This is a genomic window from Streptomyces sp. NPDC056628 (assembly GCF_042792555.1).
In the GTDB taxonomy this organism is placed as follows: domain Bacteria; phylum Actinomycetota; class Actinomycetes; order Streptomycetales; family Streptomycetaceae; genus Streptomyces.
In genome coordinates, this window is sequence record NZ_JBHTWG010000061.1 from 1 (window position 1) to 20,362 (window position 20,362).

The 20,362-nt window shown below is 70.4% G+C and carries 25 protein-coding genes and 2 pseudogenes; 13 read left to right on the plus strand and 14 right to left on the minus strand.

What is annotated here, in order from left to right; genetic code table 11:
- Positions 1-360: 360 nt before the first annotated feature.
- Positions 361-1,011 carry a uridine kinase gene (locus ACFRAC_RS35335; protein ID WP_382938934.1) on the plus strand — a complete coding sequence of 217 codons (651 nt, stop codon included), beginning with the start codon at positions 361-363 and terminating at the stop codon, positions 1,009-1,011.
- A gap of 181 nt (positions 1,012-1,192) precedes the next feature.
- A pseudogene (locus ACFRAC_RS35340) lies at positions 1,193-1,516 on the plus strand (hypothetical protein); the annotation flags it as partial.
- Between the two features lie 12 nt (positions 1,517-1,528).
- Here ACFRAC_RS35340 and ACFRAC_RS35345 read toward each other — a convergent pair.
- The 3 genes from ACFRAC_RS35345 to ACFRAC_RS35355 all read right to left on the minus strand — a co-directional run bounded on the left by ACFRAC_RS35345 (position 1,529) and on the right by ACFRAC_RS35355 (position 3,050).
- Positions 1,529-2,086: a YcxB family protein gene (locus ACFRAC_RS35345; RefSeq protein ID WP_382938937.1), complete on the minus strand. Its 558-nt coding sequence runs from the start codon at positions 2,084-2,086 to the stop codon at positions 1,529-1,531.
- Positions 2,087-2,321: 235 nt separating this feature from the next.
- A complete protein-coding gene (locus ACFRAC_RS35350) occupies positions 2,322-2,456 on the minus strand; it encodes a hypothetical protein (protein ID WP_382938939.1) in 135 nt (44 codons plus the stop codon).
- A 225-nt stretch (positions 2,457-2,681) separates the two neighbouring features.
- Positions 2,682-3,050, minus strand: a complete 369-nt coding sequence (locus ACFRAC_RS35355; RefSeq protein ID WP_382938942.1) for a hypothetical protein — start codon at positions 3,048-3,050, stop codon at positions 2,682-2,684.
- A 114-nt stretch (positions 3,051-3,164) separates the two neighbouring features.
- Between ACFRAC_RS35355 and sigJ the strand changes: the two genes are divergently transcribed.
- Entirely contained in the window at positions 3,165-4,094 is a 930-nt protein-coding gene (gene sigJ, locus ACFRAC_RS35360; protein WP_382938947.1) for an RNA polymerase sigma factor SigJ, read from the plus strand.
- On the opposite strand, the gene ACFRAC_RS35365 is transcribed toward sigJ, so the two are convergent.
- The 5 genes and pseudogenes from ACFRAC_RS35365 to ACFRAC_RS35385 form a co-directional block, all read right to left on the minus strand.
- Positions 4,087-5,184, minus strand: coding sequence for a MerR family transcriptional regulator (locus ACFRAC_RS35365; RefSeq protein ID WP_382939007.1), 1,098 nt, complete (start codon positions 5,182-5,184; stop codon positions 4,087-4,089). The genes sigJ and ACFRAC_RS35365 overlap by 8 nt on opposite strands.
- A 332-nt stretch (positions 5,185-5,516) precedes the next feature.
- Positions 5,517-6,263, minus strand: coding sequence for a phosphotransferase family protein (locus tag ACFRAC_RS35370; RefSeq protein WP_382938949.1), 747 nt, complete (start codon positions 6,261-6,263; stop codon positions 5,517-5,519).
- Positions 6,264-6,510: 247 nt separating this feature from the next.
- Positions 6,511-7,060 (minus strand): annotated as a pseudogene (locus ACFRAC_RS35375) (mismatch-specific DNA-glycosylase).
- 84 nt (positions 7,061-7,144) lie between these two features.
- Entirely contained in the window at positions 7,145-7,810 is a 666-nt protein-coding gene (locus tag ACFRAC_RS35380; protein WP_382938953.1) for an HAD family hydrolase, read from the minus strand.
- A gap of 72 nt (positions 7,811-7,882) precedes the next feature.
- Positions 7,883-8,065, minus strand: a complete 183-nt coding sequence (locus ACFRAC_RS35385; RefSeq protein WP_382938956.1) for a hypothetical protein — start codon at positions 8,063-8,065, stop codon at positions 7,883-7,885.
- A 183-nt stretch (positions 8,066-8,248) separates the two neighbouring features.
- On the opposite strand from ACFRAC_RS35385, the gene ACFRAC_RS35390 reads away from it, so the two are divergent.
- On the plus strand, positions 8,249-8,374 hold the full coding sequence (locus ACFRAC_RS35390; protein ID WP_382938960.1) for a hypothetical protein: 126 nt from the start codon (positions 8,249-8,251) through the stop codon (positions 8,372-8,374).
- A 25-nt stretch (positions 8,375-8,399) separates the two neighbouring features.
- On the opposite strand, the gene ACFRAC_RS35395 is transcribed toward ACFRAC_RS35390, so the two are convergent.
- Positions 8,400-9,290 carry a winged helix-turn-helix domain-containing protein gene (locus ACFRAC_RS35395; protein WP_382938963.1) on the minus strand — a complete coding sequence of 297 codons (891 nt, stop codon included), beginning with the start codon at positions 9,288-9,290 and terminating at the stop codon, positions 8,400-8,402.
- Positions 9,291-9,637: 347 nt separating this feature from the next.
- Here ACFRAC_RS35395 and ACFRAC_RS35400 point away from each other — a divergent pair, with 347 nt between their 5' ends.
- Complete coding sequence (locus ACFRAC_RS35400) at positions 9,638-10,012, plus strand: peptidase inhibitor family I36 protein (protein ID WP_382938965.1); 375 nt, start codon at positions 9,638-9,640, stop codon at positions 10,010-10,012.
- Between the two features lie 17 nt (positions 10,013-10,029).
- Positions 10,030-10,416 carry a peptidase inhibitor family I36 protein gene (locus tag ACFRAC_RS35405; protein WP_361354780.1) on the plus strand — a complete coding sequence of 129 codons (387 nt, stop codon included), beginning with the start codon at positions 10,030-10,032 and terminating at the stop codon, positions 10,414-10,416.
- Positions 10,417-10,632: 216 nt separating this feature from the next.
- Here ACFRAC_RS35405 and ACFRAC_RS35410 read toward each other — a convergent pair whose 3' ends face one another.
- Positions 10,633-10,839 carry a hypothetical protein gene (locus ACFRAC_RS35410; protein ID WP_382938971.1) on the minus strand — a complete coding sequence of 69 codons (207 nt, stop codon included), beginning with the start codon at positions 10,837-10,839 and terminating at the stop codon, positions 10,633-10,635.
- On the opposite strand from ACFRAC_RS35410, the gene ACFRAC_RS35415 reads away from it, so the two are divergent.
- Positions 10,829-11,041, plus strand: coding sequence for a hypothetical protein (locus ACFRAC_RS35415; protein WP_382938975.1), 213 nt, complete (start codon positions 10,829-10,831; stop codon positions 11,039-11,041). The two genes, ACFRAC_RS35410 and ACFRAC_RS35415, sit on opposite strands and share 11 nt — an antisense overlap.
- 86 nt (positions 11,042-11,127) lie before the next feature.
- Here the strand turns inward: ACFRAC_RS35415 and ACFRAC_RS35420 are convergent, their stop codons facing one another.
- Together ACFRAC_RS35420 and ACFRAC_RS35425 are read right to left on the minus strand one after the other, a co-directional pair.
- Positions 11,128-11,865, minus strand: coding sequence for a hypothetical protein (locus ACFRAC_RS35420; RefSeq protein ID WP_382938977.1), 738 nt, complete (start codon positions 11,863-11,865; stop codon positions 11,128-11,130).
- 57 nt (positions 11,866-11,922) lie between these two features.
- Positions 11,923-12,390 carry a hypothetical protein gene (locus ACFRAC_RS35425; protein ID WP_382938979.1) on the minus strand — a complete coding sequence of 156 codons (468 nt, stop codon included), beginning with the start codon at positions 12,388-12,390 and terminating at the stop codon, positions 11,923-11,925.
- Positions 12,391-12,556: 166 nt separating this feature from the next.
- Between ACFRAC_RS35425 and ACFRAC_RS35430 the strand changes: the two genes are divergently transcribed.
- The gene (locus tag ACFRAC_RS35430; RefSeq protein WP_382938982.1) at positions 12,557-13,150 is read left to right on the plus strand and encodes a YdeI family protein; all 594 of its coding nucleotides are present in this window, start codon (positions 12,557-12,559) and stop codon (positions 13,148-13,150) included.
- Positions 13,151-13,172: 22 nt separating this feature from the next.
- Here ACFRAC_RS35430 and ACFRAC_RS35435 read toward each other — a convergent pair whose 3' ends face one another.
- The gene (locus tag ACFRAC_RS35435) at positions 13,173-13,958 is read right to left on the minus strand and encodes a maleylpyruvate isomerase family mycothiol-dependent enzyme (RefSeq protein ID WP_382938986.1); all 786 of its coding nucleotides are present in this window, start codon (positions 13,956-13,958) and stop codon (positions 13,173-13,175) included.
- A gap of 215 nt (positions 13,959-14,173) precedes the next feature.
- On the opposite strand from ACFRAC_RS35435, the gene ACFRAC_RS35440 reads away from it, so the two are divergent.
- Together ACFRAC_RS35440 and ACFRAC_RS35445 are read left to right on the plus strand one after the other, a co-directional pair.
- The gene (locus tag ACFRAC_RS35440) at positions 14,174-14,701 is read left to right on the plus strand and encodes a DUF488 family protein (RefSeq protein WP_382938988.1); all 528 of its coding nucleotides are present in this window, start codon (positions 14,174-14,176) and stop codon (positions 14,699-14,701) included.
- Positions 14,702-14,818: 117 nt separating this feature from the next.
- Positions 14,819-16,336 (plus strand): MFS transporter, encoded by a 1,518-nt coding sequence (locus ACFRAC_RS35445; protein ID WP_382938993.1) that lies wholly within the window; start codon positions 14,819-14,821, stop codon positions 16,334-16,336.
- Between the two features lie 23 nt (positions 16,337-16,359).
- Here ACFRAC_RS35445 and ACFRAC_RS35450 read toward each other — a convergent pair whose 3' ends face one another.
- Positions 16,360-16,938: a TetR/AcrR family transcriptional regulator gene (locus ACFRAC_RS35450; RefSeq protein ID WP_382938996.1), complete on the minus strand. Its 579-nt coding sequence runs from the start codon at positions 16,936-16,938 to the stop codon at positions 16,360-16,362.
- A 90-nt stretch (positions 16,939-17,028) separates the two neighbouring features.
- Between ACFRAC_RS35450 and ACFRAC_RS35455 the strand changes: the two genes are divergently transcribed.
- The 3 genes from ACFRAC_RS35455 to ACFRAC_RS35465 all read left to right on the plus strand — a co-directional run bounded on the left by ACFRAC_RS35455 (position 17,029) and on the right by ACFRAC_RS35465 (position 20,085).
- Entirely contained in the window at positions 17,029-17,475 is a 447-nt protein-coding gene (locus ACFRAC_RS35455; protein WP_382938999.1) for an anthrone oxygenase family protein, read from the plus strand.
- Between the two features lie 173 nt (positions 17,476-17,648).
- Positions 17,649-18,710 carry a fatty acid desaturase family protein gene (locus tag ACFRAC_RS35460; protein ID WP_382939001.1) on the plus strand — a complete coding sequence of 354 codons (1,062 nt, stop codon included), beginning with the start codon at positions 17,649-17,651 and terminating at the stop codon, positions 18,708-18,710.
- 244 nt (positions 18,711-18,954) lie between these two features.
- The gene (locus tag ACFRAC_RS35465; protein WP_382939004.1) at positions 18,955-20,085 is read left to right on the plus strand and encodes an FAD-dependent oxidoreductase; all 1,131 of its coding nucleotides are present in this window, start codon (positions 18,955-18,957) and stop codon (positions 20,083-20,085) included.
- Positions 20,086-20,362 lie beyond the last annotated feature (277 nt).

Here is a 20,362-nt window from a genome sequence, read left to right on the forward strand (position 1 = left end):
CACAAGCAGGCCATCATCGCCCTCGCGCGACGACGCCTGAACGTCATATGGGCACTCATACGCGATGGCCGTACCTTCGAAATCGTCGCGCCCCCACCCGCTGTCACTCCGGGCTGAAACGCTCACAGCATGTCACCAGCCTGGCTTGACAACCGCATTGGGAATCGTTTGGTGACCTCGACCATGGGCTTCAGTGGCTGTGTCAGTATCTGTAGATGCCGCTTCGACGTTGATTCAGGAGTTGCCCGGGCCACACCTGCATGATCAATGTCAGTGAGGAGTCACGTCACGCAGTAACCCGACCGGTGGATCGTCCGGGCAGGCCGGACCCGCGTCCTCACCTCCGGAGACAGACGACAGATGCATCTACATCCAGGCGAGACCGAGGCCGTTGGCTGGCGGGTGGTGACCGTGCACGCCGCCGTCCGGCACCTGCGCGATGCATCACCCGACGTCACCGGACGTCCGCGGGTGATCGCGATCGACGGCCGGGGCGGCGCAGGCAAGACGACCCTGGCCGAGCGGCTACGCAAGGTGGCGCCCAACTCCGCCATCGTGCACACCGACGACGTCGCCTGGAACCACGCCTACTTCGACTGGGGTGCCGTGCTCGTCGAGAACATCCTGCAACCCCTGCACCGAGGTGAGGCGGTGGATTTCCGTCCCGACGCCTGGATCGCCCACGACCGGCCCGGATCGATCACCGTCCCCGCCGGTGCCGACTTCGTCTGGGTCGAGGGCACCGGCATCATCCGCGAGGAGCTTGCCCCGTGGTTGGACGCCTCGGTGTGGATGCAGGGTGACCTCGATGAGCAAGAGCGCTTGTTGGTCGGCCGCGACGGTGACTCCCCCGAGCAGCTGGAGCACGTGACGAACTGGCTGCTGGAGGAACTGCCGTTCATGTTGCGAGAACAGCCGTGGGCCCGAGCCACCATGATCGTCGCCGGCCCTCCACAGATCGACCATGACCCGGACACCGAGTTGGTCGTCGCCCCGCCGACCAGCCCTTAAAGCATGTCCTACGTGGTGAGGACTCGCTGGTCCGGTCACGGGGTGGGGTGCATGGAGCTGGATTGTTCCGGACGGACGCATGCACGTCGATGGGCTTTCCCTGCAGTACCCCATCGGCCGTTGCGGCGGGACCGGTTGTCCTTACCGCGTCGGCCGTGGTCGGCCGGTGCACGGCCTTCTCCTGCAGGGGCTGAGCGTCCAGCAAGCCAACCGGCTCATCTGGGCCCCGGACGTGGTCGGTTGCCTGTTCCGGATCTCCGGCCACCTCGGCTTCGTCGAGATCTGCCATCGCGGGTGACCCTGGCTGCGGCGCCGCGATCTCGGCTGGTGGATCGTCGCCGTCAGCCAACTCGGCTCGGTCCCCTTCATGGTCTCGGCAATCGCCGCCTACACCCGGCCCGCCACCGGCAGGCTGGTCAACGCCGACATCGCCAACTGGGGCACCTTCCTCAGCGCGGCATGCTTCTCCCCCGCCCGTCTCCTGCAGCTGTACGGACGCCCCTGACCGTGAACGGTGTCAGACCCGCTTCGCGTACCGGTCCAAGAGGGCACGCAGCCGGGCGACGTCGTCGGGAGTGCCGAGCCCATGCTTGGGCAGGACGTCGACGCACAGGATGTTGGGGTCGCGGCTGAGCAGGACGAAGTGCCCCTTCGTCTCACGGTAGCCCTGGTACACCGACCACTTCTGGACGAGCGTGGTGTGGTCGCTGCTGGTCGTGATGCCGGCCGGGGACACCGAGGTGCGGTACTCGCCCTGCCATCCGACGAGGCGCTGCACCTGGGCGGCCTGAAGCCGCGGATAACCGGCCACCAGCAGAACGACGAGGAGGAACAGCACCGTGGAGACCGGATCGGCCCCGCCCCGGTTGATCGTGCCCAGCAGCCACTGCCCCACCCACAGCACCAGGAACACGACCCGCAGGACCAGCCCCCACCGCTTGATCCGCTGCCGGGCCCGGAGCCCGGCCAGGGTGTCGGCCGGCTGCGGACGGTACACCAGGTGCACCGCCGCCTCCCCCGCGACGTCGGACTCTCTTTCCTCGCTGTCGCTGGTGACTTCGCGGCCCTCGGCCATGGTCCCTCCCCCGTAAGACGACCCGCGGATCGTACCGTTCCCTTGGCGGGCCGCACACGGCGTAACCCCAACGGCCTGGAGGGTCTCAGCGACTCGATCGTCCGGTGCTGTCCGTCCAGGAAGCCGAGCAGCCTGTCGTTCCGCAGCTTCGGTGCGGTGAGCGGGAGGGAGTGGTGTGTCGCTCCGGGGAACACGGCCACCTCGCCTCGCCGAACGTGACGGCCGGCCAGGCACCCTAGGAGTGGCCGCACGGGTCGGTGCGGGCGAGCCCCGGCCCGTCCACCAGCGCGTCGAGCCACGCCATGGTGTCGTGGGCGTGCGGAGATCCACGGAAGCGGAGAGAGCCCACGAACGACGAGGACCCGCTCATGGGATTGGTGCACCTGCTGCGCGCGGTCACGGTGGAATACGACCTGCTTGGTGCCGAGTTCGCCGCCCGGGGTGGCCTCCACCCCTCCGACGCGCGGGCGTTGATCCATTTGCGGAATGCGGCGCGGACTCCTCCGGCGCAGCAGGGGCACCGCCGACCGGCGGCGTGTGCCGCTGCAGGTGGAGGGCAAGGCCAGGTAACTCGGGACACGGCGGCCGAGGTCTCTCAGCGTCGTGCGAGCGCCAGCACGCTCAGTCCGAACATCAGGACGCCCAGGGGGAGATGGACAGCCGGGACGTGCGCGATGCCCAGCACCACCTGGACCGAGGCCAGCGCGAGGAAGCCTGACGCGTGAAGGATGGGCCGAGGCGATCCGCCGCCCGGCTTCCACGCCAGTACCGCGGCGAGCACGTACAGCATGGACGCCCCGTACATCACGCGGGCTCCGACACTGTGCAGCGTCTCTCCGTAGGAAGCGGTCAGCAGTAGTCCGGCGGAGACCGCCTGAAGAAGGATGGTCAAGGTCTGCAAGGCGATGGCGAACCGCAGGAACGAGGTGCCGCGTGTCAGGTGGGCCGTCTCTTGAATGGCCATGTCCCAGTCCTCCTACTCCGCCCTCGGGTTCTCCGCCCTCGGGTCAGGGATCGACGACGTTCACCCACACGACGACGTGGGCCGGCAGAAGGTAAGGCGAGGGGTGGCGGGAGTATGAGGACCGTGGACATCAGCGCAGCGGAGACGACGGGCGACCGACGCCAACTGATCAACGTGGCCTACCGGTTGCTCGGTTCGGTGACCGAGGCCGAGGACGCCGTGCAGGACGCGTACGCACGCTATTACGGGCTGCCGCGAAGCCGCCGGGAGGCAATCCGCTCCCCCACCGCCTGGCTGACGACAGTCACCGGTCGTATCTGCCTGGACCTGCTCGGCTCCGCACGGGCTCGCCGGGAACGCTACGTCGGCGCATGGCTGCCTGAGCCGCTGCCCGCTCGTGCCGAGTGGTCCCAGGCGGGCGGAGCCGACCCGGCCACGTCCGGGGACCCCGCCGACCAGATCGTCCTCGACGAGTCGGTGACCACGGCCTTCCTCGTCGTCCTGGAGTCGATGACGCCGGCGGAGCGGGTGGCCTTCGTCCTGCACGACGTCTTCCGGTACCCGTTCGCCGACATCGCGGGCGTCCTCGGCCGATCCCCCGCGGCCTGCAAACAGTTGGCGGCGTCCGCACGGCGGCGGGTGAGCGCCTCGGGCACCCCGGCCAGCACGGCCGACCAGGCGGACGTGGTGAGACGCGTCAAAGAGGCCTGGGAGAAGAAGGACATCGCGGCCCTCGTGCGTGCGCTCGACCCGGCAGCCGTCATGACGGCCGACGGCGGCGGCATGGTGGGCACCGTCCTGCGCCCGGTCGAGGGCGCCGCCCGCATCGCCCAGTACATGGTCGCCATCGCGGACAAGGCTGCCGGCCTCGAATTGCTGGAGCGGTCGGTCAACGGGGCGCCGGGGCTGGTGGCGCGGCGTGCCGGCGTCGTCGTGACCGTGGCCTCCTTGGAGGTCGTGGACGGGAGCGTCACCCGCATCTGGGTGGTCCGCAACCCGGAGAAGCTGCGACCGTGGGCCCGCGCGGGCAACGAGTTCACGTGATGAGCAGGCGGAGCCCGAGGTCTGCCGCCGCGAGGTTGGTGAGGTCGCTGTTGCGCTCGGCCCAGCGGCCGGACGCGAGGTCGTCGCCGAGGCTCTGCACCGCACGTCGCTCGGCCTCAGGACCGACCCTCGTCCACACCGACACCGCGCGGCGCACATGGTCCTCCAGATAGGCGTCCGGTCGGCGCCAGTACGCCTCGAACAGGCCGTCGGCACAGTCCCACGGGATGGGTACCGGCTCGGTACGGGCGTCGATCGCGTCGGCCATGGCGGCGAGCGAGGGAAACCCTGCGAGGACGGTGGCGAACTCGGGCAGGTAGTCCCGGGTGAGCCAGAAACGGTCCTGCCAGCCGAGATCGTCGGTGTCGAACGTGAGCACCACGACGCGGCGGGCGACGCGCCGCATCTCGCGCAGCCCCGCTATCGGGTCCTCCCAATGATGAACGGTCGAGACAGCCATCGCGACGTCGAAGGCACCGTCCTCGAACGGCAGGCTCTCCGCCGCGGCGGCCACACACGGCGCCGAGCCGACGGGCCGCTGCCTCCGCATGACCGCCGACGGCTCGACGGCGATGACCTCGCGCCCGGCGGGCTCGTAATTGCCGGTGCCGGCTCCGACGTTCAGGACCGTCTGGGCGTCGCCGAGCACGTCGAGGATCTGTGCGGCGATCCGTGGCTCCGTACGCCGCGTCGCCGTGTAGGCGCCGCCGATCGCGTCGTACAGGCGCGCGCCGAGCACCTCCAGCTGCTCCTCCGGCGTCACTGTACGTCCCTTCCCCCGCGCCTCGATCTCCCTGTCGATGGCCGCCACCATGGCGTCGGCGCGGTCACGCCGCTCCAGCAGCAGGCCGCGCAGCTGGAGCAGGCGCGCGAACGGGTCGGTCGACGCGTCACCGACCAGATCGGTGATCTCTCGCAGGCCGAAGCCCAGCCGCCGGTAGGCCAGCACCTCCCGGAGCCGCTCCACGTCCCCCGCCGAGTAGGCCCGGTATCCCTTCGCGGTGCGCGCCGACGGACGCACCAGTCCGATCTCGTCGTAGTGGTGCAGCGTGCGCACGGTCACGCCGGCCAGCTCCGCCACGCGTCCCACGGTCCAGTGATCCTCCACGGGCCTGACTATGCGGCCTGACGTCACGTGAGGGTCAAGGGGTGCCGGGAAGTGCTGGACGGGAGGCGGTGCCACTGTCGGCTGGCTATCGCAACTGCGTTGTTCTGGACCAGAATTGGCTTTTTGCTCGTCAGGAAGGCGACCACGTGTCGGACCGCGGGCGAGACCGCTGAGGAAGACCTCTGCGATGTCCGTGCCGACGACCTCACCGTCCTCCTCGCGCTGCCGGGACCACGCGACGGCCGCATGCTCCGACTCGGACGAGTGCGCCCCCTGGGCACCGTCACGCGTGATCCACAGGGCCGACGGCCCCCTCACATGCGGGCTCTTAGCACGTCGATCTCACAGCCCGGCGCGTCTGCGTCGAAGCCGTGCTCGATCAGCCATCGAACCGCCAGCAGGCTCCGCACCGACCACCACGCGCGGATCACGTCGCGATCGACGTCGGCGCCGTAGCCGATGAGGACGTCGTCCAGGTGCTCCTCATGTCCGAGCGTGAAGGTGGCGAGGTCGTACAGGGCATCACCCCGGCCCGCCTCGGACCAGTCGATGATGCCCGAGACCTCATCCGCCTCGACGAAGACGTGTGCGATCTGCAGGTCGCCGTGCGTGAACGCCGGGCGCCACGGCCGCAGGGCGGCCTCGGCGACCTGGCGGTTGCGGGTGACCAGGCCGGCGGGCAGCAGGCCGTTCGCCACGAGGAGATCGCACTCGGCGTCGAGCTCCGCCGACAAGGTGGCGATGCTGCGCCCGGCCCGGCCCAGCCGGGGTGGCAGCGGTGCGTCGTGCAACTGCCGGATGGCGGCACCCGCCGCGGCCCACGCCGCCGCCGACCCGGTCGACGGCCCGCCGAGGCGCCCGAGCGTCGTCCCGCGGACCGCGGCCGTCGCGAGCACGGGCGGCGTGCACCACAGGACCTCCGGGGTCGGGACCGGCGCGAGGGCCATCGCCTCGACCTCGGCGTCGAGGCGCGCCGGGTCGGCGTCCACCTTCAGGAACACCTCACCAACGCGCAGCGTCGCCCGCTCGGAATGGGCCACGACGACTTCGACCTCGTCCATGGGCGCCCAGTATCCCGGGGGAGATCGCCGCCGTCGCCGGATTTGTCACCTGCGCTGATGCAGCGGTACGTCCCGCAACGTTGCGGCAGCCCCGTCATCACACCCCTTATCCTCCGCAGCAGTACGAGCACAAGGCATCCGGCGCCCACCGGACCTCGGTGGCAGCCATGCGCGACCCGGAAGTGGCCACGGCGGACTCCTCGGGCACAGACCGAGCGCCGGCACCTCGTCAGCCCAGGGCCTTGGGTCACCTGGACTGGTGCTCGAACGGGCCGTCGCCGACGAGGCCGGAGCGGTCGGGCAGGCCGGCGGCGACGCGGACTTCGGCGAACTCCACGGCGAGCGCGGACGGCGGGTAGTGCGCGTTGAGCCCACTGGGGTTCGGCAGAACCCACACCCGTACACCCCCGTGGGACGCCCGCTGGGCACCCACGCCCGCGTCGAGGGCCCCGAACGCAGCTCAGTGCCCGGTGATCCCCGGAAAGGCCAGCCACCTGGGGCGCAGCGCCTCCACGCGCCGGACCAAGTCCTCGCCGCCCTGCCGGAACTCGTCCGGCGTGAGATTCCGCCGCGCGGGCCGTGGGCCTGCGCACGATGCTCGTGACGCCGAGGCCCGGGCCGAGCAGGTCGCGTTCCTCCTCGGGCCGGAACCGGTGCGGTGTGAAGCCCGAGCGGTGCGGGGCCGGCCACATCCTGTTGCCGGGCGTCGAGAAGCTGTGCCCTCGCAGCGCCGACGCCGGCCCTGGATTGATCCCGACGAAGACGACGTCCAGGCGGTCGGCGACGACGACGTCCAGGGTCGGGTACGGGTGGCTGGTCACGGTGGGTCCAGTGTGCGTCCGCCCGCGGTGGGCAGAGCGCCACTCCGGGACGGGTCCGCCTCAGGCCAGTGGCGTGTCGTCCAGGGCCTTCACGAGGTCGCCCGGCGTGTCGTACAGGGCGATGGCGCCCGCGTTCCGCAGTTCGTCGTCGCCGAAGCCGCCGGAGCGGACGACGATCGCCGGCATCCCCGCCCGCTTCGCCGCCTCGACGTCCCACACCGAGTCGCCGACCATCACACTCGACGCGTCGGGCGGCGCCCCCAGCTTCTTGAGAGCCACGTGCAGCAGGTCCGGCGCGGGCTTGGAGGCCTCGACGTCGGCGCTGCTGGTCCAGTCGTCGGCGATGTCGCGGGCATCCAGCTTGTCCAGGAAGGCATCGACGTGCCGCTCCTTGCCGGAGCTGGCCAGCACCAGCCGGTGACCGCGTTCCTTGATGGCCAGGAGCAGGTCGCGCGCACCGGGCAACGGCGCCATCTCGTCGAGCAGCCCATCGACCTCCCGGCCTTGCTGCTCACGGACCCGGTCGCCCACCCGGCGCTCCAGGTCCTCGCCTCCCAGGGCGGTGACCAGCTGGTCACCGCCCATGCCGATCAAGCGGTGCAGCTTCCACACCGGCCAGATCTCCCCCACCGAGCGCAGGGCCCGGTACCAGGCGAGCGCGTGGTGGTAGTTGGAGTCGATCAGCGTGCCGTCGACGTCGAGGACAGCGATGGGGGATTTGGTCACGCGCACCGACTACCCCTCGACACGCTGCTCACACGGGCTTCCCGCCCGGCTCCCGGGAGGTGAGGAGCCTGTTCACGTGTGCGTCTCGTTGCCGAGGTCCCGTCGGACCGTGACGCCCTGGTCCTCGACCAGTCCCTCATGGTCGGGCAGGTTCAGGACGGCGCCGCAGTGGGCGCAGAGCCCCCCGTCGCCGGCGGGCGTGCCGCACGCCTTGCAGAAGCGCTGGGGCTGATCGTTCTCCGTCGTGCCTGTCATGACTCTCCGGCATCGGTGGACAGTGGTGTGGTTCCCGGAGTACCCGTGAGGCCGACGAGGAATCTCGCCGATTCGCGCGCCGGTCATCGGCGCCCTATGCCCGCCCGTCGGCGCTGACGGCCGCGAGCCGGCTGCGGCATGACCGGATTCGGGGCAGCCGATCATCTGGGGGATGGGGGCGAGATGGCATGGTCTGAACAGGCAGTGGAGCCAGACGGCGTCCGGCTGGTGTGCCGGGACTGGGGCGGATCCGGACGGCCCGGCGTCCTGCACACCGTGCTCCTCGACTTCCTCGAAAGCCTTGAGTGACATCCCCCGGCACACGGCGCAGCGGTCACTTCGGACCGGATCCGTTCGCCGTCAGGAGGCTGGCGCCCAGCGGGGTGAGGACGTGCAACACGGTGTTGCGGTCGCGGACGGAGGCGGCCAGTCCTGCCTCCCGCAGAATCCCGACGTGTTCGCTGGCCGTCGCGGGGGTCACGCCGACCCGGCGGGCCACCTCGCTCGTCGTACATCCGTCCTCCAGCGCCCGCAGGACGACGGCCCTTCCGGGGCCGAGCAGCCTGGCGAGCGCGCGGGGCTCCGTACCCGTCTGCCGAGGCAGCCACCAGCGGTACGAGCGGGCCACCGGGTAGACCAGTACGGGCGACAGATCCGGGTCGGTCAACGTGATCGGCGTCTGCCAGCAGAACACGGACGGCACCAGGAGCAGCCCTCTGCCGTCGAGGCGCAGATCGCGGTCGAACGGGTAGGCCGTCTCCAGCACCGGCGGGCGCCAGCGCATCGACGGCCCCAGACCGGACAGCAGCGCGTCGACGCCGCCGCGCAGGATCTCCCGTGCACGGACCGCCCGGTCGGCCTCGACCTGGGCCCGGACGGCGGACCAGTGCGGGGCCAGGGCCGCGTGGAAGTAGCCGTGGAGTGCCTCCCCGAGGAACTCCAGTGCCGCGGGCTCGCCCTCCGCCAGCGGGCGCAGCCACCTCGGCGCCCTGGCGAGCACGGACATCTCATGGCCCAACCGCGGGCGCGGCGTCGACAGAACGGCCTCGACGCCCTCCGCCAGCCCCTGCGAGGACTCCGGCGGGTTGAGGAAGTCGGGGAAGCTGCCCCGAGGCGGGGCGAGTGCCCGGACGAGGTGCAGCTGGTGTAGGGGCAGCCGGCGCAGCGCGGTGCGGGCATCCGCGCGCCAGATGTCGAATACGGCGCGTCCCTGACGTGTTGCCAAAAGGTTTACGCTGAGTACGAGTTCCCACAAAGGGTCGGGCGCGTCGGCGACTCGGGTACGCAGCAGATCTTCTCGCGTGAAATGTACTCGGAGCACGGCATTCCATCGCAGTCAGTCGCGTGTTCAACTGAAAAAATCAGCGCGGGACAGTACCAATGATCCCGCGGCTTCGGTCATCGCGATATCACCTTTCACGCCAACCCGCCCGATGCACACCCCTCTCCGGGCATACCAGCAGGCTTTTTAGGCAGCCGCCGAATCACCTGGCAGAGGAGGGCACCGACAGGCAGCCTGAATGGCGTACGCGACCAAGATTGTCGCACTGTCGTTCAAGGGGGAAGAACCACATGCGCACACATGCTGCCATCGGGGCGGCAGCGGCTGCCGCCTTCGCCACCGTGCTGGTCAACGCGCCCGGCGCGGCGGCCGAGGCCGATCCGCCGGGCTGCGGAAAGGAATACTTCTGCGCCTACAGCGGGGAGAACCAGACCGGTCAACTCGTGCTGAAAACCAAGGGAAACTGGAGCGGAAGCGTAGCCTTCCGCTCCGCGTTCAACAACGGGGTGCGTTTCCCTGGCGCGGACCACGTCGACGTGACGTACACCGTCGAAGGCGGGACGGAAACCGCGTGCCTGCACTACAACCCCGGTCCGGGCGCCTACAAGGCGAACGCGGTCCCGGGCACCCGTGTCGTCAAGGTCGTATGGCGCGGCGAGTGCTGACGGAAAGGGGACTCACCGTGCTGACCGGAAAGCGACTCACCGCACTGGGCGCCGGAGTTGTGGCGGCTGCCTTCGCCGGAGTTCTGGCCGTGGCCCCGTCGGCGTCCGCCGAGCCCAATCCCGCCGGGTGCGGGAAGGGCTACTTCTGCGCCTACAGCGGCGCCAACCAGTCGGGCCGGCTCCTCCTCAGGGTGGCGGGCAACTGGTCCGGGAATCTGGCCGTCGGCTCCATCTTCAACAACGGGGTCGCCTACCCGGGCGCCGACCACGTGGACGTGACGTCGTATCTCGGCGGTCAACCGTCGACGGACTGCTTCCACTACAACCCCGGCCCGGGCCGGTACAAGGCGAACGCCGAGGCGGGGCTGACCATTACGAGGGTCGTGTGGAGGGGTGAGTGCTGAGACCCTGAACGACCCACCGACACACGCCGCCGGCCGGTGCGAGGTCCCACCGGTCGGCGGCGTGCTGCCAGTGCGCCCACCCTCGAGAGGTGTGGGGGATGTGCGCAGGTAGGGTGCCCGCATGTACATGCAGGGGCGCGGGCCGAGATCCCTCGCGGTGTCGGCAACGGTCATGGTGAGCCTTACGGTGTTGTCGACAGGATGTGCCGCGGGAAGTCAGACCGCGGGCGCCTCCAGCACCGCCTCACCGAGCAGTGCCGCGGCGACCATGGAGCCGAGCGCCGGCAGCAGCGTCAGTACGCACACCTCGCAGGCGCCCTCTTCTCCCACCTCCACCGAGGCCGCGGAGCCGTTGAAAGACGGATCGGCGGTGCTCGTGAGCTGCGCGAGCCCGTCGGACCCGAGCGCCACCGTGAAGATCACGAATCCCAACCGGAGCGACGGCGTCTTCACCGTGAAGATCGGTTTCCTGGACGCCGAGGGCTTCAAGATGGTCGAGACCGGTAACCAGGTGCCGGTGCCCGCGAAGGAGACGACGACCTACCGGGTGCGCGTCACGACCGCGGGGGTCGTGGACAAGATCGATCGATGCGTGGTCGAACCCCGGGCCGCCGCCGCTGGGTGACGGCCCGCCACCAGCGTCGTCAGGGGCGTCATCGCGGGGTCAGTCGGATTGGGCGTGCAGCGTCGAGGCATGCCGTCGGCCACGGGTCAGCCATGCCGCATCCAGACGTTGGGCTCCTGGTACACGCCCTGGTCGGCCTCCCGGTCGATTGTCAGGAGGCTGAGCCCGTCGGGGATCACGTAGTCACCGGACTCGGGGAAGGCCATGCCGGTCCACCGTTCCCACTCGGCGACCGTACCCGTCATGGTCTGCGACGCCGGGGCCGCCGCGAGTATCGTGGCGCCCAGGCGCTGGTGGGTTCGGATCCAGGGGTCGAGGGCGAGCCCGTCCTCGCGGCTCCACCGCATGAAGGTCTCGATCGGCGTCAACGGGTACCGGGCCTTCGTCGTCGGACGGACCGGGGCGATGACGTGCGACCATCCGGCGTCCTTCGCAGTCTGGCGCAGCGCTTCGAGGGTCTTCCCCGCCAGTCCTCGTCCCTTCAGTGAGGGCGTGACGATGGCTCCGCAGATCACCAGAGTGTTGGGGGCGATCCCTGCCTCACGGCCTTCGACGGCGCGGACGAGTGCCTGCGTGTAGCCCGCGGGGAGGGACCCCGGCAGCCCGTCCCAGTGGAGCGGCACGCCCCAGCCGGAAGCCACCGGTACGTCGCGGTCGTCCACCAGCATGAGGTTCAGGTCGGCGAACCACTCACCGACCCTGCCTATGTACTCCTTCACCAGCCGATCGGCGGTGATGAAGTCCGGGAACCCTTCGCTGAAAAGCTCCTTCAGCTGCTCGTCCCGCCATGTGCGCGCGTCGGTACGCTCGACCTTCAAGATCATTCCCTGTTCCTAGCACGCCGACGGTCCGTGGGGACCCCGACCGGTGGGAATACCGCGTCAGATGTGGGCCCGGACCTGCTTCACGGGATGCCCGAGTGCGGCGGCGAAGGTGGCCAGGTCGTCCTCGTCGAACCAGTCACGTGCGGGGTTCCAGAACGCGATCTCGAAGCGGGCGAAGCCGCACGGCCAGTCGTAGGTCAGCACGTCCAGCGCGGTGGCGGCACCGCAGCAGGGCACTGTCACCGCCAGGGTGGGAAAGCCCTCCCCGGCGTGCTCTTCGAGCAGGTCGGCGTACCACTCCGTGTCGATGGAGGCACGGCAGTGCGGACAGCCGATCGGTTCCAGGTTGCCGCCGCAGTCGATGGCGGTGAGGGCGTCGTGCCAGGTGACGTCGATCCCGCTTGCCACGCCGTCGGGAAGGCCGGGTGCCATGCCGGCGGCGAGCGCGGCCGCACGCTCGCCCGCTGCCTGGTCGGGCTGCCACTGGGGATCGGTCGGAATGACCGACAGGACGTCGTCGCTCATGGGCTCACTCGATGTCGTCGGATGGGTGCGTCCGCCCGGCCGATGCGTTCTTGGCGCCACGTGGTGGCGGGCGGGCCATGTGCCCGGCACCGCACTGACACCCGCACGGTCGGCGCATGCCAGTGGCTCCAGCGGATCCAGGAACTGCTTCAGGGCAGTCGGCCGCGTGTGGTTCGCTGCCGGGGTGACTCAGGACTTGGAGATCGTAGCGTTCGAATCCGCCGAGGCGTTCCTGGCGTGGCTCGGTGAGAACCACGCCGTCTCGCCCGGCATCTGGGTCAAGCTGCGCAAGAAGAGCCCGGGAGTCGTCGCGCTGGACTACGCCGGGGCGCTCGACGTGGCTCTCTGCTACGGGTGGATCGACGGGCAGAAGGCCGGGCTCGACGACCAGTGGTGGCTGCAGCGGTTCACCCCGCGCACGCCGCGCAGCAAGTGGTCCAAGGTCAACCGGGACAAGGTGACCGCCCTGATCGAGCAGTGCCGCATGCGGCCGCCGGGGCAGGCCGAGGTGGACCGGGCCAAGGCCGACGGCCGTTGGGACGCGGCCTACGACAGCGCCAGGACCGCCACCGTGCCGGACGACCTCGCCGCGGCCCTGGCCGCCGAACCGGCCGCGGCGAAGTTCTTCGCGACCCTGGACCGGCAGAACCACTACGCGATCCTGTACCGCGTCCAGGACGCCAAGAAGCCGGAGACCCGGGCACGGCGGATCGAGAAGTTTGTGGCGATGCTCGCGAAGGGCGAGAAGCTGCATCCGTAGGCGCGCGGCGTCCCGTCGCGTCCTACTCCTCCGGTTCCCAGGCGCGGAGCAGGTCCAGCAAGCCCGCGTCTCCGTCGAGTTGCAGGGAGGCGGCCGGGATACGGTCGTAGAGGGAGAGGATCAGTTCACTGGCGGTTCCCCGGACGGAGACGCCGGGGGCGTCCGAGCCCGCGCCGGTGACGTCGGTGGGCAGTCGGGTCGCCCGTGCCCCGTCCCCGTCGAGCGTGAGGCGCCAGGAGGGGCCCTCGGTCGCGTGGAAGTCGATCGTGGTGGGCTTGTGCGGCCAGGCGGCCGGCGTCGCGCAGCAGGTGGACAGGAACTCGTCGACGCCGTCGAGCGCCACCTCGTCCGGCAGCGGCCGCGGGGCTCCCAGGGTGACCTGGACGTCGTAGGTGTGCACCGCGGTCTCCTGGACCCGGTGCCGGGCGACGCCACCGGCGGTCCGCGGCGACTGCGACGCGCCCCACCACGTCCAGCAACCGCGATCCGGACCCGCCTCCCCCAGCGCGCTCAGCAGCAGCTGCGTCGACTCGGCCAGCCAGGCCAGCAGCGCCTCACGTTCCCGCGGCGCGGCCACGGCGGCGCGCCGGGCGACGGCCTCGGCCGGTGGGGCGCCGGCGGGCCCCGCGCCGACGATGGCGGCCCAGAAGCGGTCTCCGCCACCGAGGTGCTGCACCAGGTCGAACACCGTCCACTCCGGGCAGGTGGGCACCTGCACGTCGAGACTGGGCGCGGAGGCGACTGCGGCCCGGAAGGCGGTGGACCGTTCGTCGATCAGGCGCCGCAGGTCGGAGAATTCCAGTGTCATGGTCACATCGGGTGTCTATCACCGTCCCCGGCGGACGGACAGCGAATTTCCTCACGGTTGGACGCCGTGGCCCCGGGCACCCGGCGCGACGTGAAGTGGCTGAGCCTGCCCGTGGGGCGACAAGACCGGTCATGTCGCCATGCACATGGGAGGAGCACTGACGAAGCTGTGGTCGGCAGGGTCACCAGGAGCGGCCTGGACGGCGAGGCGGTGCGATGACGGACCGCGTCTACACGATCGGGCACTCGACCCGTGGCTTCGACGAGGTGGTCGCGATGCTGCGCGGCAACGGCGTGACCAGTCTGGTCGACGTCCGGTCGTTCCCCTCGTCCCGGAAGTATCCGCAGTGGAATCAGGCTGCCGTCGTCGAGTCCCTGCCGCCCGACATCGGCTATCGGTGGATCCGTGAACTGGGCGGCCGCCGGCACACCCCCGTGGGCGTGCCGAGTCCGAACGGCGCGTGGCGGGTCAAGGCCTTCCGCGACTACGCCGACCACATGAGCACGCCCATGTTCGCCGAGGGGCTCGGCGAGTTGAGGGAGCTGGCGGCGCACGAGCGGCCCGCGATCATGTGCAGCGAGGCGGTGCCGTGGCGGTGCCACAGGCGGCTGATCACGGATGCGCTGATCGTCGCCGGTGTGGAGGTCGTGCACATCATGTCGGCCACGTCGTCCGCACCGGCCGTGCTGAGTCCGCATGCCCAGGTCGTCGATGGCACGCTGATCTATCCCCCGCCCCGCTGAGCCGGCCTGCGGCATCGCGAGCCGTGGGCGTGGCTCATTTGCGGGTGACCGGGTGTGCACGCCGTAGGTCCGGGGAACCGGGGACGTGTTCGGCCGGGCCGTGCGAGAGGACTCCATGTGACAGCGTCGGCGTCAGCGGCGGGCGACCGGGACCCCGGTGGCCAGACGGACGACCATCAGCCGGACCCGCGCCGGTGGCGAGCGCTCTGGGTCACCTTGGTGGCGGGCTTCATGAGCCTGCTGGACGTCACGATCGTGGCGGTGGCCCTGCCCACCGTGCAGCGCGACCTGGACGCCTCCCCCGCGCAGGTGCAGTGGGTGGTGTCGGGCTATACCCTCACCTTCGCCCTCGCCCTCGTCACCGCCGGGCGGCTCGGCGACGCCCTGGACCGGCGCCGTATCTTCCTGGCGGCGTTGTGCGGCTTCGTCCTCTTCAGCGCGGCCTGCGGTGCCGCTCCCGACATCACGCTGCTGGTCGTGGCCCGGCTCGCCCAGGGCCTGGCGGCCGGATTCATGGCGCCGCAGAACTCCGCGCTCATCCAGCAGATGTTCCGTGGCGCCGAACGCGGTCGCGCCTTCGGCTACTTCGGGGCGACCGTCGGCATCTCGTCCGCGTCGGGCCCGCTCATCGGCGGGACGATCCTCGCGCTGGCGGACGGCCCGCAGGGGTGGCGTTGGATCTTCTACGTCAACGTCCCCATCGGCGTCCTCGCCGTTCTCCTCGGGCGGCGTCTGCTGCCGCGCACCCGGCGCTCCGGGCGGGGGCACGTGGACCTGCCCGGTGTGCTGCTCCTCGGGCTCGGCGTCCTGGCCCTCATGTATCCGCTCGTGCAGGCGGAGGCCGGCGGGCTGGGCCGCCTGTGGTGGCTGTTCCTCGTCGGCGCGGCGATCCTGGTCGTCTTCGTCCGCCGGCAGTGCCGTCTCGTCGCCCGGGGGACCAAACCGCTGCTCGATCCACGGCTGTTCACCACGGTGCGCGGGTACGCCGTGGGCGCCGGTGTCGGCACCCTGTACTTCGTCGGGTTCAGCGGCGTCTGGCTCGTCTTCGCCCTCTTCTACCAGGAGGGGCGGCACTTCTCGCCCCTGGAGTCCGGGCTCGCCGTGACCCCGTTCGCCCTCGGCTCGGCCGGAGCCGCCGTGATCGCGGGGCGGCTGGTGGACCGCTTCGGCCGGCTGCTGACCGTGTGCGGGCTCGCGGGAGCGATCTGCGGGCTCGGCGGAGCCGCCCTGCTGCTGCGGTTCGCGCCCCCTGACATGGCTCCCTGGCTCGCGGCCCCCGTGCTGTTCCTTGGTGGCATCGCAGGGGGCTTCGTGGTCTCGCCGAATATCACGATGACCCTGCGGGACGTGCCCGTGCACATGGCGGGCGCGGCCGGAGGCGCGCTGCAGACGGGGCAGCGGCTGGGTGCCGCGGTGGGCACCGCCGCCCTGCCCGGCCTCTTCTACCTGGTGCTCGGCAATGGCGGCGACTACCAGAACGCCCTCGTCGTCGCCCTGGGCGCCGGCATCGTCGGCATGCTGGCCTCGCTCGCCCTGGCCACGTCCGACTGGGTACGCGACCGCCGTACGCGGGCCCCGCACCACAAGTGCCCGGAGGAGGTCGCGAACAGCCCCGTGCACTCCCGGCAGAGCTGACGTCCGGCCGGGCGAGCCGACGCTCAGATCACCGCGAGGCGGTCCACCAGCAGTTCGATCCTGCGCTCCGTGTCCTCCGGTGGGAGGCGTCGCGCCCGGGTCAGGGTGGCCAGTCCGTGCAGGGACGCCCAGAACGTCTCGGTGAACAGTCCCGGGTGGACGCCGTCACCGGCGACCTCGCCCAGGGTCTCCAGCAGGGCGGCGAAGGCGTCCTTGAGCTCCCCGGGGGTGTCCTCCTGGGCGAACGCCAGGCCGCCGTCGAGGTCGAACAGGGCGTCGTAGACCGCCGGGCTGCGTTCGGCGAAGTCCAGGTAGGCGCGGGCGAGGGCGGCGACCCGGTCCCGCCGGGTGTGCGCGGTGGACACCGCGGCCCGCACCGCCGCGGCCATCTCGGCCGCCCCCTCCCGGGCGACGGCGCCGATGATCTCGCGTTTGCCGCGGAAGTGGCTGTACAGGACGGGCTGGCTGTACTCGATGCGCTCGGCGAGCCGGCGGGTGGTGACCGCGTCCCACCCTTGCTCCTCGGCGAGTTCCCGGGCCGTGGCGACGATGAGGCGCTCGCGCTGTGCCCGCTCGCGTTCCTTGCGTTCCTTGACCGACATGACCCGATCCTAGCACCGCTAGACAATCGAGCGTGAGCAGAGTTAGCGTTGACCCATCAGCTAGCAACGCTAGATACAGGAGGGGTCGTCATGCTCAGTGCCCTGGAGGTCGTCACCACCGTGGTCGTCGGACTGATGGTCGGGGTGGAGTTCGCCGTCGCCTTCGTCATGAACCCGATCTTCAACGCGCTTCCGGAGGACAGCGACCAGCTCGCCCGGTCCCACGGCGGCCGGATGCTCGGCGCCTTGATGCCGTTCTGGTACGGGGGCTCGCTCGTGCTCACCGCGATCTGGGCCGCGGCCACATGGCACGACGACGGCGCCGGCCTCCCCGTCATCGCCGCCGCACTGCTCGTCCTCAGCGTCGTCATGTCGGTCCTGCTGCTCGTCCCGATCAACAACCGGGGCAAGACGTGGACGCCCGAGAACCGCCCGGCGGACTGGAAGGAGCAGACGAACCGCTGGAACCGCTATCACTACGCCCGCGTCGGCGTCATCGTCGCCGCTTTCACCCTCCTGGTCGCGGCCCTCGCCTGAGGCCGGAACGGGCAGTCCCCGGTGCCCTAGGGCACCGCTTCCCGGGCGGTGTCGCGGACGGTGCGCGACACCGTCCCCGGGCTCTCCACACCCTCACGCTGGTGCCAGCCCCTCCCCCGCCTGGGGGGCGACCGCCATTCCGGGATCGGTGCACGGTTCAGATACTTACCGTCATGACGCATCCCACGGTTCTTCCGGCAGACCCGCCCACGCAGCGAGGGCGAGACGAACGGCGCGATGGAAGCGACTTCTCCGAATTGTCTCGCCGGATATCCGCGGCCGGACTTCTCCGGCGCCGTCCGCTGTATTACACGGTGCGTTTCGGTGCGGTGGCCCTCGCTCTCATCTGGTCCATCACCGCCTTTTTCAGGCTGGGGGACAGCTGGGGGCAGTTGCTCGTCGCCGTCGCCCTGGCCGTGGTCTTCGGCCAGCTCGGGCTCGCCGCTCATGACCTCGCCCACCGGCAGGTCTTCTCCCGCCGGCGGCCCAGCGAGGTGGGCGGCCTCCTCGTCGCCGACCTGCTGCTCGGCATGAGCTACGGGTGGTGGATGAACAAGCACACCCGGCACCACGCGCATCCCAATCACGAAGGCAAGGACCCCGACGTGGCGCCGGACATTCTCGTCTGGTCGCGCCGTCAGGCCCGCGAGGCGAAGGGTCTCCCGCGTTTCGTCGGAAAGCATCAGGCGGTGCTCTTCTTCCCCCTCCTGACCCTGGAAGGACTGAATCTCAGCTTCAGCAGTTTCCGGGCGCTCGGAAGTCGCTCGGTGAAACGTCCCGTGCTCGAGGGCACGCTGCTCGTGATGCATTTCGGACTGTATTTCGGCGCCTTGTTCTCCGTCCTCTCGCCGGGCAAGGCGCTGGCGTTCATCGCCGTCCACCAGGGGCTGTTCGGCATCTACCTCGGGTCGGTGTTCGCGCCGAACCACAAGGGGATGCCGATGATCGAGGAGGGCACCCGGCTGGACTTCCTGCGCCGCCAGGTCCTCACCTCACGCAACGTCCGCGGCGGCGCCCTGGTCGACGTCTTCATGGGCGGGCTGAACTACCAGATCGAACACCACTTGTTCCCGAGCATGCCCACCCCGGCCCTCCGCCGTGCTCAGGCCATCACCGAGCAGTACTGCGTGGAACTGGGCATCCCGTACCACCAGACCGGTCTGATCGACTCGCACCGGGAGGCGCTGCGCCACCTCAGGAGCGTCGGCGAACCGCTTCGCGCCGCGCGAGGGTGACGCGAGGAGTGCGCTGGACGCCGGCCCGGCCGCCTGACCGGGCCGGCGTACGGACGTTCAACGCAGGTCCGGCCATACGGGGGAGGTCCGGCCATACGGGCGCCCCGGCCGTCGGTGCGCGCCGCGAACCATTGAGTCAACGAATGTTGGCCAACGCTTGTTGACTTAGCTGCCGCGATGGAGCACTCTGCCTACAAGCGATGGCCAACTCTCGTTGACACCCTCGATGGAGCAGGAGACCCTCATGGACCGGAGCGCACTCCCCTCCCGCACCCACGTCGCGATCATCGGCGCCGGACCCACCGGGCTGGCACTGGCGATCACCCTCGCTCAGGCCGGCATCGATTTCGTCCTGGTGGACCGGCAGGCGGAAGGTGCGAACACCTCCCGGGCCGCGGTGGTCCACGCCCGCACCCTTGAGGTTCTCGACGAGCTCGGCGCCTCCGCCGAACTGCTCCGCCGCGGCATCAAGCTCACCCGCTTCTCCGTCCGTGACGGCTCCCGCACCCTGATGACGATTCCGTTCGACCGCCTGCCCACGCCTCATCCGTACGCGCTGATGGTGCCCCAGAACGAGACCGAGGACGTCCTGCTCACTCGGTTGCGGGCGCTGGGCGCCGACGCCTTCCGGCCCCACGAGGCGGCGTCCGTCGTGCAGGACGAGACGGGGGCCACGGTCACGATGACCAGCGGGGAGACCGTACGGGCCGACCACGTCGTGGGCGCGGACGGCATGCATAGCACGGTGCGCGAAGCCGCCGGCATCGGCTTCACCGGCCGCGCCTACGCCGAGTCCTTCGTCCTCGCAGACGTGGACATGCGCTGGGCGCCGGGCCCGCGAGAGGTGTCCCTGAACTTCCACAGCGCGGGCATGACCGTCGTCGCGCCGCTGCCCGGCAACCGCTACCGCGTCGTCGCCACCGTCGACGACGCTCCCCAGACCGCCGACCTGGCCTTCCTGCAAGGGTTGCTGGACGAACGCGTCCCCGGGCAGGCCACCGCCCACGAGGTGCACTGGTCCTCCCGGTTCCGGGTGCACCATCGCGTCGCCGACTCCTACCGGGCGGGGCGGCTCTTCCTGGCCGGCGACGCCGCGCACGTGCACAGCCCGGCCGGAGGGCAGGGGATGAACACAGGCATCCAGGACGGCTACGCGCTCGGCCGGGCCCTGGCTTCGGGAGCCCTCGACACGTACGAGACCACGCGCCGGCCGGTCGCCGAACAGGTGGTCGCCCTCGCCGACCGCATGACGCGTCTGGCCACCACGCGTCGCCCCGCCGCCCGCGGAGTCCGCAACATCGCCCTGCGGGTACTCGGCCACACCCCGTTCCGCACCAAGCTCGCCACGGAGCTCGCCGAGCTGAACTACCGCTGAGCCCACCTCTTGTTCCGGCCCCCGCACCGACGCGGACAGAACCCGCACCGACCCGCGAACCACTCCCGTCGCACAGGGTTTTCCCTATGTCCCCTGGCGTGGCGGGGAGTTGGTCGATTGACTTGCACCTCGGGTTGAAGCCCGAGGATTCTGGCCTTCCTGACCGGTTGCTGTGCCGCTACGCGGCACGGTTTCCGGTGGGGATTCCGTGGCTTCCTGTTTCTTCGCGCTGTGCCGGGATTGCTCCTGGTCCTACCGGCGCTCCGCAGGCTGATAC

Excerpts from the sequence above, each read along its gene's own strand:
- ACFRAC_RS35420 (WP_382938977.1), bottom strand. The coding sequence starts at position 11,865 with ATGATCTTGAAGGTCGAGCGTACCGACGCGCGCACATGGCGGGACGAG.
- ACFRAC_RS35385 (WP_382938956.1), bottom strand. The coding sequence starts at position 8,065 with ATGACAGGCACGACGGAGAACGATCAGCCCCAGCGCTTCTGCAAGGCG.
- ACFRAC_RS35450 (WP_382938996.1), bottom strand. The coding sequence starts at position 16,938 with ATGTCGGTCAAGGAACGCAAGGAACGCGAGCGGGCACAGCGCGAGCGC.
- ACFRAC_RS35440 (WP_382938988.1), top strand. The coding sequence starts at position 14,174 with ATGACGGACCGCGTCTACACGATCGGGCACTCGACCCGTGGCTTCGAC.
- ACFRAC_RS35455 (WP_382938999.1), top strand. The coding sequence starts at position 17,029 with ATGCTCAGTGCCCTGGAGGTCGTCACCACCGTGGTCGTCGGACTGATG.
- ACFRAC_RS35350 (WP_382938939.1), bottom strand. The coding sequence starts at position 2,456 with ATGAGCGGGTCCTCGTCGTTCGTGGGCTCTCTCCGCTTCCGTGGATCT.
- ACFRAC_RS35390 (WP_382938960.1), top strand. The coding sequence starts at position 8,249 with ATGGCATGGTCTGAACAGGCAGTGGAGCCAGACGGCGTCCGGCTGGTG.
- ACFRAC_RS35355 (WP_382938942.1), bottom strand. The coding sequence starts at position 3,050 with ATGGCCATTCAAGAGACGGCCCACCTGACACGCGGCACCTCGTTCCTG.
- ACFRAC_RS35345 (WP_382938937.1), bottom strand. The coding sequence starts at position 2,086 with ATGGCCGAGGGCCGCGAAGTCACCAGCGACAGCGAGGAAAGAGAGTCC.
- ACFRAC_RS35370 (WP_382938949.1), bottom strand. The coding sequence starts at position 6,263 with ATGGACGAGGTCGAAGTCGTCGTGGCCCATTCCGAGCGGGCGACGCTG.
- ACFRAC_RS35335 (WP_382938934.1), top strand. The coding sequence starts at position 361 with ATGCATCTACATCCAGGCGAGACCGAGGCCGTTGGCTGGCGGGTGGTG.
- ACFRAC_RS35460 (WP_382939001.1), top strand. The coding sequence starts at position 17,649 with ATGACGCATCCCACGGTTCTTCCGGCAGACCCGCCCACGCAGCGAGGG.
- sigJ (WP_382938947.1), top strand. The coding sequence starts at position 3,165 with ATGAGGACCGTGGACATCAGCGCAGCGGAGACGACGGGCGACCGACGC.
- ACFRAC_RS35465 (WP_382939004.1), top strand. The coding sequence starts at position 18,955 with ATGGACCGGAGCGCACTCCCCTCCCGCACCCACGTCGCGATCATCGGC.
- ACFRAC_RS35400 (WP_382938965.1), top strand. The coding sequence starts at position 9,638 with ATGCGCACACATGCTGCCATCGGGGCGGCAGCGGCTGCCGCCTTCGCC.
- ACFRAC_RS35435 (WP_382938986.1), bottom strand. The coding sequence starts at position 13,958 with ATGACACTGGAATTCTCCGACCTGCGGCGCCTGATCGACGAACGGTCC.
- ACFRAC_RS35425 (WP_382938979.1), bottom strand. The coding sequence starts at position 12,390 with ATGAGCGACGACGTCCTGTCGGTCATTCCGACCGATCCCCAGTGGCAG.